Annotated in this window: 9 protein-coding genes and 1 pseudogene; 2 read left to right on the top strand and 8 right to left on the bottom strand. The window is 64.3% G+C overall.

Annotated elements, in window-relative coordinates; all coding sequences use genetic code 11:
* Window positions 1–336, top strand: a 336-nt coding sequence (locus LQ952_RS14110) for an AAA family ATPase (protein ID WP_488349782.1), incomplete at its 5' end; no start/stop codon positions are given.
* On the opposite strand, the gene LQ952_RS14105 is transcribed toward LQ952_RS14110, so the two are convergent.
* The 5 genes from LQ952_RS14105 to LQ952_RS14085 form a co-directional block, all read right to left on the bottom strand.
* Window positions 333–998, bottom strand: a complete 666-nt coding sequence (locus tag LQ952_RS14105; protein ID WP_238617898.1) for a trimeric intracellular cation channel family protein — start codon at window positions 996–998, stop codon at window positions 333–335. The two genes, LQ952_RS14110 and LQ952_RS14105, sit on opposite strands and share 4 nt — an antisense overlap.
* Before the next feature lie 16 nt (window positions 999–1,014).
* Window positions 1,015–3,333: a nitric oxide reductase activation protein NorD gene (locus tag LQ952_RS14100; RefSeq protein WP_238623264.1), complete on the bottom strand. Its 2,319-nt coding sequence runs from the start codon at window positions 3,331–3,333 to the stop codon at window positions 1,015–1,017.
* 29 nt (window positions 3,334–3,362) lie between these two features.
* Window positions 3,363–4,166, bottom strand: coding sequence for a CbbQ/NirQ/NorQ/GpvN family protein (locus LQ952_RS14095; protein ID WP_238623263.1), 804 nt, complete (start codon window positions 4,164–4,166; stop codon window positions 3,363–3,365).
* Window positions 4,167–4,232: 66 nt separating this feature from the next.
* Window positions 4,233–4,565 carry a ribulose bisphosphate carboxylase small subunit gene (locus LQ952_RS14090; protein ID WP_238623262.1) on the bottom strand — a complete coding sequence of 111 codons (333 nt, stop codon included), beginning with the start codon at window positions 4,563–4,565 and terminating at the stop codon, window positions 4,233–4,235.
* A gap of 65 nt (window positions 4,566–4,630) precedes the next feature.
* Window positions 4,631–6,052: a form I ribulose bisphosphate carboxylase large subunit gene (locus LQ952_RS14085; protein ID WP_238623261.1), complete on the bottom strand. Its 1,422-nt coding sequence runs from the start codon at window positions 6,050–6,052 to the stop codon at window positions 4,631–4,633.
* A 562-nt stretch (window positions 6,053–6,614) separates the two neighbouring features.
* On the opposite strand from LQ952_RS14085, the gene LQ952_RS14080 reads away from it, so the two are divergent.
* Window positions 6,615–8,741 carry a SulP family inorganic anion transporter gene (locus LQ952_RS14080; protein ID WP_238623260.1) on the top strand — a complete coding sequence of 709 codons (2,127 nt, stop codon included), beginning with the start codon at window positions 6,615–6,617 and terminating at the stop codon, window positions 8,739–8,741.
* A gap of 4 nt (window positions 8,742–8,745) precedes the next feature.
* Here LQ952_RS14080 and rfbD read toward each other — a convergent pair whose 3' ends face one another.
* The 3 genes and pseudogenes from rfbD to LQ952_RS14065 all read right to left on the bottom strand — a co-directional run.
* The gene (gene rfbD / locus LQ952_RS14075) at window positions 8,746–9,621 is read right to left on the bottom strand and encodes a dTDP-4-dehydrorhamnose reductase (RefSeq protein ID WP_238623259.1); all 876 of its coding nucleotides are present in this window, start codon (window positions 9,619–9,621) and stop codon (window positions 8,746–8,748) included.
* A complete protein-coding gene (rfbB, locus tag LQ952_RS14070) occupies window positions 9,618–10,691 on the bottom strand; it encodes a dTDP-glucose 4,6-dehydratase (RefSeq protein ID WP_238623258.1) in 1,074 nt (357 codons plus the stop codon). Before rfbB ends, rfbD begins: the two co-directional genes overlap by 4 nt.
* Before the next feature lie 22 nt (window positions 10,692–10,713).
* Window positions 10,714–11,032, bottom strand: a pseudogene (locus LQ952_RS14065) (hypothetical protein); the annotation flags it as partial.

Genomic DNA, 11,032 nt, shown 5'->3' with positions numbered 1-11,032 from the left:
GTGATCTATCTGGCCTGCGCCGCCAAGAGCAACGCGGTCTATACGGCCTTCGGGGCCGCCATGGCGGATGTTCGGCAGCGGGGCACCTTGGAAGTGCCCCTGCATCTGCGCAACGCACCCACCCGGCTGATGAAGTCGCTGGATTATGGCAAGGGCTACCGGTACGCCCATGACGAGGTGGATGGTTTTGCTGCGGGAGAGTGCTATTTTCCGGACGGCATGGGGGAACCCCGTTATTACCAGCCGGTGGAGCGAGGCCTGGAGATCCGGATACGGGAGAAGTTGCTGGATCTGCGCCGGCGCAACGAGGCAAGCCGGCGGGACGGAAAGGATTAGGGTCGGCGCCGCTTCAGGTACCGTACCAGGCCCTCCCGGTGCACCGCCCGGGTACTCCAGTTGAATTCGATGGACGCCATGCGCAGGGCAAAGGTGATCAGGATCGTCACCCAGGCCGCCGCCACCACCGGCACCGACAGCCACTGGGTCATCGCCAGGTAAGCGGTGCCGCCCACCAGGACCGCCAGGGCATAGAACTGACCGGGCTTGAGGATCAGGGGCGGATCACCGGCGATCACGTCCCGGATCAGGCTGCCGCCGACGCCGTTGAGCACCCCCACCAGTAGGGCGGCGGGCAGTCCCAACCCGGCCTCCAGGGAGCGTTCGATGCCTACCACGGCAAAGCCGCCGATCCCGGCGGCGTCGATGATGGCCACCCCGCGACGGGTGTACCAGGGCCGTTCGCCGAACACCAGTCCGATCAGGGTGGCGGCGCCGATGGCGGCCAGGTAGCCCGGGTCGGTGAGCAGCACCGGCAGCCCCTGTTGCAGGAACAACCCGTCCCGCAGCAATCCGCCGCCCGCCCCGGTGACCAGGGCGAGAAAGAACATGCCGATCAGGTCGTAGCCCTTGCGCATGGCGACCACCACGCCGGAGAGGGCAAAGACAAAGACGGCGCCCAGATCGAAGTAGGCGGGAAGGGCGAAGCTTTCGGGAGTCATGCCCGAAGTATAATCCTTATCGGGTCAGTCCGGCATAGAGCATCGGCAACGTCTCCGGCAGCCGCGCCACATGATCCACCACCATGTAGCGCCGCGCCCCGAAGATCCGCTCCACATAGTCATCCGCATGGGGGTCCAGGCTCATGCAGAAACTGTACACCCCATGTTTGGCCACTTCCTCCACCGCATGTTTGGCATCCTGACGCAGGTACTGGGGATCCCGCACGTCCGTATCCGCCGGTTCCCCGTCCGTCACGATCAGCAACAGCTTGCGGCGTGAAGGCTGACGCCGCAGATGCTCCCCGGCATGGCGGATCGCCGTGCCCATACGGGTGGACATCTGACCGGTCATCCCCGCCAGACGGGCCTTCACGGTGTCGTCGTAAGGGGCGTCAAAATCCTTGAACCGGTAATACTCCACGTCGTGCCGGCCGTCGGAATCAAAGCCGTGAATGGCGAAGGGGTCGCCGATCTTCGACAAGGCCCCCGCCAGCAGTGCCGTGGCCTCCCGGGCCAGATCCAGTACCGTGTTGTCGGTGCCGCGCACCTTGTCGTTGGTGGATTCGGACAGGTCGATCAGCACCAGTACCGACAGGTCCCTCACCTTGCGCTCGGTGCGGATATGCACCCGGGTGTCCGGCTGCCGCCCCATGCGCAGATCCACCAGGGACTCCACCGCCGCGTTCAGATCCAGCTCATCCCCGTCCGGCTGGCGCCGATACCGCTGCACCCCCTGGGGCTGCATGGCTTCGATCAGGTATTTCATGCGGCTGATCAGCGGTTTGTGCCGCTGCGCCACCGCGTCGATCTCGGCCGGATCTCCGGCCCGGGGACGGCGTTCCAGCAGAGTGCACCAGTGGGGACGCTCCAGTTGCATCTGGTAATCCCATTCCGGGTAATGGAACGGGGGTGATACCGGCGGCTTGCCCTCCTGCTCGTTGAGGCTGGTCTCCTCCTCGTCGCAGAAGAATTCCGTGCTCAGGGTCCAGATCTCCTGGGCATCATCCCCGGCAAAGGGCACGTCCAGGCCGTTGACCATCTCCATGAGGGTGACATTGCGCCGCACCTGGGGTTGCTCCCGGAGGCGGATCAGGTCCACATCCTCCTGCTCGCCCAGGGCCCAGATATAGCGGTTGTCATCCCGGTACAGCACCGGAATGTGATGATGGCGGCTGCTGAAAGGCTCGTCGGTAGGGAAGGCCGGGGCCAGCCGATGGGCCAGATCCCAGGCCAGACCGTGACGGGTCAGGTCTGTGGCGGCGGCGTCGAACTGCACCCGTGCCAGTTGCACGAAGGGGTGCGGGTCCGCGTAGTCGGGGTCCAGCAGGGCGCGTGCGGCGCGGCCCAGCAGGGCGGTGGTTCCGTCACCGTCATCCGGGCCACTCACATGCATGGGCACCCAGAGCTGGCGCAGGCCGGGGAAGACGGCCAGGGCCAGGGTCTCTACCCGGGCATCCTCGAACAAGCCCACCAGCATGCCGGTGAGGCCCCCGGGATTATCCGCCGGCATGCGGGTGCGGCTGTGGACCAGGTGGGCCGCCGCATGGGCGGCCGTGGCCCGATAGATTTGCAGGCCGCTGATGCCGAACGCGTCGTCATAGGCATCGGGTACGTAGAGGGTGAAGCCGTCGATGAAGGGACGCACACCCTCGCGGGACTCGAAGTCACCGCTGGTAGGGCGCAGGAAGAAGTCCCTGGCCCAGAGGGCGCGCAGGTACATGTTGATCCGTCGTTGCACATCCACGAACAAGGTGCCGCGCCGTTCGTTCTGGAACACCGAGCGGGATTCGGGTGTTTCCAGCCCGAAATAGGCGGTCTGGGCCTTGAAATCCCGGCCATGGACCTTGGCCCCCCACAGGGCCCAGCGGCGCAAGCCGCCCAGGGTGAGGTGGGTGAGCAGCGGGTCCAGGTGCTCCAGCATGGGCCGTACGCCCCGGGGTACTTGGGCCACCAGATTGTCCAGCAGGCGCAGATAGCCCTTGAACAGGGTGGGGTCCGCCAGCCGCCGGGAGGCCACCGGGCTGGTGGCGATCACCAGGCTGATGACCGCACCGCTGGTCTTGGACGAGAGCTTGATGACGGCCTCGATCAGGTCCATCACTGCGTCTTCCCCCAGTTCCCGGGCCACCACGGGGCTTTCCTGGACGAAGGCCGCCACGGGTTCGGTGCCCTTGCCCAGGGCATGGAGGGCGCGGGCGCCTTCCATGTAGTAGTTTTTCAGGCCCGCGGAGCTGAAGCTGCGCACCGCTTCCTGCCAGGCCGATTCCAGCACCTCGACGGCATGGCCGCCCAGGTCTTCCAGCAGTTCGGGGTAGTCTTCCAGATGGACGCTCATGGGCCTGCTCCTCTTCCCGCGTCAGGGCATCAGAAAAAGGTGGTGACCGCCGCGTCCAGGGCGTCGCGCATGTCCGGATCGTCGGTGAGGGGACGCACCAGAGCCATGCGGCAGGCGGCCAGGGGCTCCACGTCGCGGGCGATCAGGGAGCCGGCATGGACCAGCATGCGGGTGGAGATGCCTTCATCCAGGCCATGGCCCTTCAGATTCCTGGCCCGTTCCGCCACGCTCACCAGCTTCTTTGCCACTTGGGTGGAGACACCGGTCTCGTGAGCGACGATCTCTGCCTCCAGATCCGCTTCCGGATACTCGAAATCCAGGGCGCCGAAGCGCTGCTTGGTGGACTGCTTGAGATCCTTCATCAGGCTCTGGTAGCCGGGGTTGTAGGAGATGACCAGCTGGAAGTCGGGATGGGCGCGCACCAGTTCGCCCTTCTTTTCCAGCGGCAGCACCCGGCGGTTGTCGGTGAGGGGATGGATCACTACCACCGTATCCTGACGGGCCTCCACCACTTCGTCCAAGTAGCAGATGGCGCCGTGCCGGGCGGCCAGGGTGAGGGGGCCGTCCTGCCAGCGGGTGCCGTCGGCATCCAGCAGGTAGCGGCCCACCAGATCCGAGGCGGTCATATCCTCGTTGCAGGCCACGGTGATCAGGGGCTTGCCCAGCTTCCAGGCCATGTATTCCACGAAGCGGGTCTTGCCGCAGCCGGTGGGACCCTTGAGCATCATGGGCATGCGCACGGCATAGGCGGCCTCGTACAAGGCCACCTCATCGCTGACGGCGCGGTAGTAGGGTTCTTCCTTGATCTGATAATCGCGGATGATGTCGTGCATGAGTCACTCCCGGAGAACCAAGGCCCCTCTCCCCCAAGGGGAGAGGGGTTGGGGTGAGGAGAAAGCCTACTCGCCGCGATGGACGACGAAGGACGTTCCCTGGCACTGGGCAAAGTTGTCATAGCCGATCACGCGCACCAGGTGATCGGGATGCTCATTCTTGCAGGCCTCCACTTCGGCCAGCACCGTATCCACCGACTGCTCGCCGAACATGGGCAGCTTCCACATGTACCAGAAGGAGCCGAAGGCATTTTCCGGTTCGCTGTGTTCGATGGCCGGGTTCCAGCCCTTGCTGATCATGTATTCCACCTGCTTGCGCACCTGGTCGGCGGTCATCTGCGGCAGGTAGGAGAAGGTCTCGTACTTTTCGGACTGATTGAAGCTCTGGATCTCGGACATGGTCTTATCCTCTGTTCAGTGTCTGGGGGGCGGGGCGGCTCGACGGCCGCCCCCGGCAAGGCCGCTCAGCGGTGCTGCACGTCCAGCTTGTCCACGGTATCGAACTCGAACTTGATCTCTTTCCAGGTTTCCATGGCGATCTTGAGTTCGGGGCTATGCTGGGCGGCGGCGGTGAGGATGTCCTTGCCTTCCTTCTCCAGTTCACGTCCTTCGTTGCGGGCCTGCACGCAGGCCTCCAGGGCCACCCGGTTGGCGGAGGCGCCGGCGGCGTTGCCCCAGGGATGGCCCAGGGTGCCGCCACCGAACTGCAGCACCGAGTCGTCGCCGAAGATGGTGACCAGGGCCGGCATGTGCCAGACGTGGATGCCGCCGGAGGCCACCGCGAAGACGCCGGGCATGGAGCCCCAGTCCTGATCGAAGAAGATGCCGCGGGAACGGTCTTCCTTGATATAGGATTCACGCAGCAGGTCGATCCAGCCCATGGTGGCGGCGCGGTCGCCTTCCAGCTTGCCCACCACGGTGCCGGTGTGCAGGTGGTCGCCGCCGGACAGGCGCAGGATCTTGGCCAATACCCGGAAGTGGATGCCGTGGCGCGGATGCCGGTCCATGACCGCGTGCATGGCGCGGTGGATGTGCAGCAGCATGCCGTTCTCGCGGCACCAGTTGGCCAGACCCGTGTTGGCGCAGAAACCGCCGGTGATGTAGTCGTGCATGATGATGGGGGCGCCGATTTCCTTGGCGTACTCGGCCCGCTTGTACATCTCTTCCGGGGTGGGGGCGGTCACGTTCAGGTAGTGGCCCTTGCGCTCACCGGTCTCCATCTCGGCCTTGCTGATGGCCTCCATGACGAAGTCGAAGCGCTGGCGCCAGCGCATGAACGGCTGGGAGTTGACGTTTTCATCGTCCTTGGTGAAGTCCAGGCCGCCGCGCAGACATTCGTACACGGCGCGGCCGTAGTTCTTGGCGGACAGACCCAGTTTGGGCTTGATGGTACAGCCCAGCAGCGGCCGGCCGTACTTGTTCATGATGTCCCGTTCCACCTGGATACCGTGGGGCGGGCCGCCGCAGGTCATCACGTAGGCGATGGGGAAGCGCACGTCTTCCAGACGCAGGGCGCGCACGGCTTTGAAACCGAACACGTTGCCCACCAGGGAGGTGAACACGTTCACCACCGAGCCCTCCTCGAACAGGTCGATGGGGTAGGCGATGAAGGCGTAGAAGCACTCATCGTCACCGGGTACGTCCTCGATGTGGTAGGCGCGACCCTTGTAGTGATCCAGGTCGGTGAGCAGATCGGTCCACACGGTGGTCCAGGTGCCGGTGGAGGATTCGGCGGCCACTGCGGCAGCGGCTTCCTCGCGATCCACGCCCGGCTGCGGGGTCACCTTGAAGCAGGCGAGGATATCGGTATCCCGGGGGGTGTATTCCGGGGTCCAGTAGGTCTGGCGGTAATCTTTCACACCGGCACTGTAGGTCTTGACTGCCATCATCGACTCCTTTGGGCTTGATGTTTTGAACCACGTCCCGGGTCAAGCCGGGTCGTGGGTAAAGCGTACCGAAACTCGATGGAAAAGAGACTACATGATCTATGGGTATAATAGATAATCAATTATGATGATTGTATGTATAAGTTATAGCTTATGGTTTGTTGAATGAGGATCAGGGTGGATTCCCTGACGTGGATTCCCGCTTTCGCGGGAATGACGAACCAGGGTGGGGGTGATGAATCGGGGTGTGGGAGTGACGAGAAACTCTCTAATCTTGTCACTCCCGCGAAAGCGGGAGCCCAGGGTTTTCGGTCTGTGACCTGGATTCCCGCTTTCGCGGGAATGACTTCTATGGGGGCGGGAATGACGCCTGAGGGTCCGGAATGGCCTCTTTGGGTCCGGAATGACGCCTGAGGGTCCGGAATGACGCCTGAGGGCCTGGGGATGTCTGGGGATCCAGGAATCACTGACGCAGAACATCCAAAAAGGCTTTATCGGGAAGTGACGAGTTATAAGTGTTAAACTTTTTGGCATGAACTGAGCATCCAACCCTCTCAGGACCATGCCCCCCAGCCCCTCGCCCCTCCTCAAACGCCTGTTTCCTTTCCTGACCTGGTTTCCCATGACCCTCGGCAGCCTGCGGGCTGACCTGATGGCGGGCTTGGCCGTGGCCATGGTGCTCATTCCCCAGTCCATGGCCTATGCCCAGCTGGCGGGACTGCCCGCCGTCTACGGACTCTATGCCGCCTTCCTGCCGGTGATGGTGGCCGCCTTGTGGGGCTCTTCCCGCCAACTGGCCACCGGTCCGGCGGCCATCGTCTCCCTGCTCACCGCCTCGGCGCTGATCCCCCTGGCAGCCCCGGACTCCATGGAATACATCACTCTGGCCATCAGCCTGGCCTTGCTGGTGGGACTGTTGCAGTTGGGCATGGGGCTACTGCGACTGGGGGTCCTGGTAAGCTTCATCTCCCACCCGGTCATCGTCGGTTTCACCAACGCCGCCGCCATCATCATCGTGCTCTCCCAGGTCAACCAGATCCTCGGCGTACCCATGATCTCCGGCGGGGTGTTCCTGCAGGACATCGGGGCCATGCTGATGCAGATCCCCCAGGCCCATCTGCCCACCCTGGCCATGGGCCTGGGGGCGATGCTCGCCATGTGGGGGCTGCGCCGGCGCTTTCCCCGGGTGCCCGGGGTGCTGGTGGTGGTGGTCATGGCCACGGTCATCAGCTGGGCCGTCGGTTTTGAGAAGACCCAGTCCATCACCCTGCAAGACATCCGCTCCGGCCAGGTGCAGGAACTGGTGATCCAACTCGATACCCAGAAAACGGTACTCAGGACCGAGGATGCCCAGATCCGCACCCTGAAAAAGACCCTGGACGAACTGCCGCCCATGGAGGCCCTGAATCATCGCCATCAGGTGGATGTGCTCATCTACGACAGCCGGCGTCGGGCCGAGACCATCAGCCACCTGCAGCGGGAACTCCATGGGCTGCCCCTGCGCCGGGCCGGGGGCGAGCATCCGGGGTTCTACCTGGCCGATCAGCTGCCACCGGGGCTGGCACCGGAAGGTCCCGTCTGGCGCATCACCGCCGTGCGCGACAATCTCATCCATCTCAATGGCGGGGGTCACGTGGTGGGGCAGGTGGCCGCCGGCCTGCCGCCCCTGACCCTGCCACAGCTCAGTTGGGACATGGTGACGGCATTACTGAGCACTGCCTTCGTCATCGCCCTGGTGGGGTTTACCGAGGCCATCGCCATTGCCAAGGCCATGGCCACCCGCACCGGCCAGCGCATCGACCCCAACCAGGAACTCATCGGCCAGGGGCTGGCCAAGGTGGTGGGCAGCTTCAGTCAGGCCTATCCGGTGAGCGGTTCCTTCTCACGCTCGGCCATCAACCTGGCCTCCGGGGCGCGTACCGGCATGTCCTCCATCTTCACCGGCCTGCTGGTGCTACTGGTGATCCTGTTCTTCACCCCCTGGCTGTACCATTTGCCCCAGGCGGTGCTGGCGGGGATCATCATCATGGCCGTGGCCAGCCTGCTGAACCTGCGGGGGTTGCGCCAGTCCTGGGCGGCCCACTGGCATGACGGCATGGCGGCCCTGGTCACCTTTGCCGCCACCCTGGCCCTGGCACCGAGCCTGGACAAGGGCATCCTGATCGGCGCCGGTCTGGCCCTGGTGCTGTATCTGTACCGGACCATGCATCCCCGGGTGTATGAACTGGCCCGCACCCCGGAGGGCACCCTGGCGGATGCCCGCATCCACGGCAAGGGTGAGGAAGAGCGCATCTGCATCATTCGTTTCGACGGTTCGCTGTACTTTGCCAACGTGCCCTATTTCGAAGACGCCATGCTGGGCCTGTTGGCGCGTCACCCCAAGGCCCGTTACGTGATCATCATCGCCTCCGGGATCAATGAGCTGGATGCCTCGGGGGAGGAAGTGGTGCGCAATCTGATTTGGCGGCTGCGCAACCGGGACATCAGTCTGGTGTTTGCCGGTCTCAAGCCCCAGGTGGTGGAGGTGATGAAGCGCACCGGTCTGTATGAGCAGGTGGGGGAGGGGTTCATGTTCCCCTCCACCGACGCCGCGATCCGCGCCCTGGAAGGGCGTCTGGCGGAGCAGGGCGCCGGTGAGCCGCCGGAAACCGGGCGGGAAGAAAAGGGCTACAGCTCGCAGGGAGGGTGAGTCGTCAAAGCTCCCTTAGAGTCAGCAACAACTGCGGCTCCCAGTGGGGTAGCTCGATGCCCAGATCGGTCTCCAGCTTCTTCACGCACAACCGCGAATTGCCCGGCCGCCGTGCCGGGGTGGGGTAATCACTGCTGGGGATCGCCGCCACCTGGGCCGGGGTGAGTTTCAATGCCATCCCCGACTCTGCCGCCCGTCGGAAGATCTCGCAGGCAAACCCATGCCAACTGGTCTCCCCATGGGGCGCCAGATGATACAGCCCCTCGATGCCCCGCCCCAGCCGCCGCCGGTAGACCGCCAGGGCGGTGACCTCGGCAATCAGACGGGCCGGGGTCGGCGCGCCGATCTGATCATTCACCACCTTCAGGCTGTCCCGTTCCTGGCCCAGCCGCAGCATGGTCTTCATGAAATTGTTGCCCCGGGCGCTGTACACCCAACTGGTGCGGAAGATCAGATGAGCGGCCCCGCCGTCCATCACCGCCTGATCCCCCGCCAGCTTGCTTTCCCCGTACACGGACAGGGGCCCGGTGGGACTGTCTTCCCGCCAGGGTGCATCCCCGTCGCCGGGATAGACATAGTCACTGGAATAGTGGATCAGTGGAATGCCGGCGATGGCGGCAAAGCAGGCCAGCTGTTCCGGCAGTTCGGCATTCAGGCGAAAGGCCGCCTCGCGCTGCGTCTCGGCCGCGTCCACCGCCGTCCAGGCAGCGGCGTTGACGATCAGTTCCGGACGGATGGCCCGCAAGGCCCCGGCCACCGCATCCGGACTGGACAGGTCCAGTTGGGCACGGGTGGGAGCGATCAACGATCCCAGCGGAGACAGGGCCCGCAGCAGTTCAAAACCCACCTGGCCGGTGGCACCCAGGATCAGGATGTTCATACGCCGGTCCCCAGTCGTTCTCCCTGGTAGCTGCCGTCCAGCACATGCTGCCACCAGGAGGCGTTGTCCAGATACCACCGCACCGTCTTGCCCAGGCCGGATTCGAAGGTCTCCCGGGGTGTCCAGCCCAGTTCCCGCTCGATCTTGCCGGCATCGATGGCATAGCGCCGGTCATGGCCGGGGCGGTCCTGCACGAAGGTGATCAGGTCTCGATAATGACCCCCGAAGGCGGGGGGCTGCACCGTCTGCAGCAGGTCACACAGGGTATGCACCACTTCTAGGTTGGTCTTTTCATTATGGCCGCCGATGTTGTAGGTCTCGCCGGGCTGCCCCTGGGAGGCCACCAGGATCAGGGCGCGGGCGTGGTCCTCCACATACAGCCAGTCGCGGATCTGACCACCGTCGCCGTAGACCGGCAGGGGCTTGCCCGCCAGCGCATTGAGGATCATCAGCGGGATGAGTTTTTCCGGGAAGTGGTAGGGACCGTAATTGTTGCTGCAGTTGGTGACCAGGGTCGGCAGGCCGTAGGTGCGCTGCCAGGCCCTCACCAAGTGATCGGAACCGGCCTTGCTGGCGGAGTAGGGGGAACTGGGGGCATAGGGCGTGGTTTCGGTGAACAAGCCGTCCGGGCCTTCCAGGTCGCCGTAGACCTCGTCGGTGGAGATGTGATGGAAGCGGAACCCGTCGGCCTTGTCGGGCCGGTCGGTCTGCAGGGCTTTCCAGTAGCCGCGGGCGGCCTCCAGCAGGGTATAGGTACCGACGATGTTGGTCTCGATGAAGGCCGCCGGGCCGTCGATGGAGCGATCCACATGGCTCTCTGCCGCCAGGTGCATGACGATGTCCGGCGCGTGATCGCGAAAGGCCGCCGCCATGGCCCGGGCATCGCAGATGTCGGCATGGATGAAGTGATAGCGGTCACTGTCGGCCACGGGGGCCAGGGATTCCAGGTTGCCCGCATAGGTGAGCTTGTCCACCACCACCACCCGGTGATCGGTGGATGTGATCAGCTCACGGACCACGGCGGAGCCGATGAAACCGGCGCCGCCGGTGACGAGCAAGGTTTTGCGCATGGGTTGGATCCAATCCTGATGTTTACCAGTGATACCGCAGCCCGAAGGTCACGAAATTGGAGCCTACCCGCCGAGGGGCAATCACACCATAGATCCCGGACCGGTGATGTACCCGGGTGATGAAGCTCAACTGAGGATACCTCACCAGCCCCCACTCCACTTCGTAGCCATTGTAATTCTGGAAACGGTAACGCCGCTCCGGATCATCCTTGGGGCCATCCTCATAGGCCGGATTGCCGAAGGCATAGGACAGCCCCAGGCTCATCGCCGCCCGCAGTCGCACAGGCCCCAGTTCTCCCTGGGGGCTGGCCAGCACATAGGCCACATTCAGCTCCCAGTTG

The sequence above is a fragment of the Ectothiorhodospira lacustris genome, assembly GCF_022227785.1.
GTDB classification, from domain to species: Bacteria; Pseudomonadota; Gammaproteobacteria; order Ectothiorhodospirales; family Ectothiorhodospiraceae; genus Ectothiorhodospira; species Ectothiorhodospira lacustris.
Note: the sequence above shows the minus strand (reverse complement) of the source record. Positions and strands in the feature narration are given on the sequence as shown.

Excerpts from the sequence above, each read along its gene's own strand:
- LQ952_RS14105 (WP_238617898.1), bottom strand. The coding sequence starts at position 998 with ATGACTCCCGAAAGCTTCGCCCTTCCCGCCTACTTCGATCTGGGCGCC.
- LQ952_RS14100 (WP_238623264.1), bottom strand. The coding sequence starts at position 3,333 with ATGAGCGTCCATCTGGAAGACTACCCCGAACTGCTGGAAGACCTGGGC.
- LQ952_RS14095 (WP_238623263.1), bottom strand. The coding sequence starts at position 4,166 with ATGCACGACATCATCCGCGATTATCAGATCAAGGAAGAACCCTACTAC.
- LQ952_RS14090 (WP_238623262.1), bottom strand. The coding sequence starts at position 4,565 with ATGTCCGAGATCCAGAGCTTCAATCAGTCCGAAAAGTACGAGACCTTC.
- LQ952_RS14085 (WP_238623261.1), bottom strand. The coding sequence starts at position 6,052 with ATGGCAGTCAAGACCTACAGTGCCGGTGTGAAAGATTACCGCCAGACC.
- LQ952_RS14080 (WP_238623260.1), top strand. The coding sequence starts at position 6,615 with ATGCCCCCCAGCCCCTCGCCCCTCCTCAAACGCCTGTTTCCTTTCCTG.
- rfbD (WP_238623259.1), bottom strand. The coding sequence starts at position 9,621 with ATGAACATCCTGATCCTGGGTGCCACCGGCCAGGTGGGTTTTGAACTG.
- rfbB (WP_238623258.1), bottom strand. The coding sequence starts at position 10,691 with ATGCGCAAAACCTTGCTCGTCACCGGCGGCGCCGGTTTCATCGGCTCC.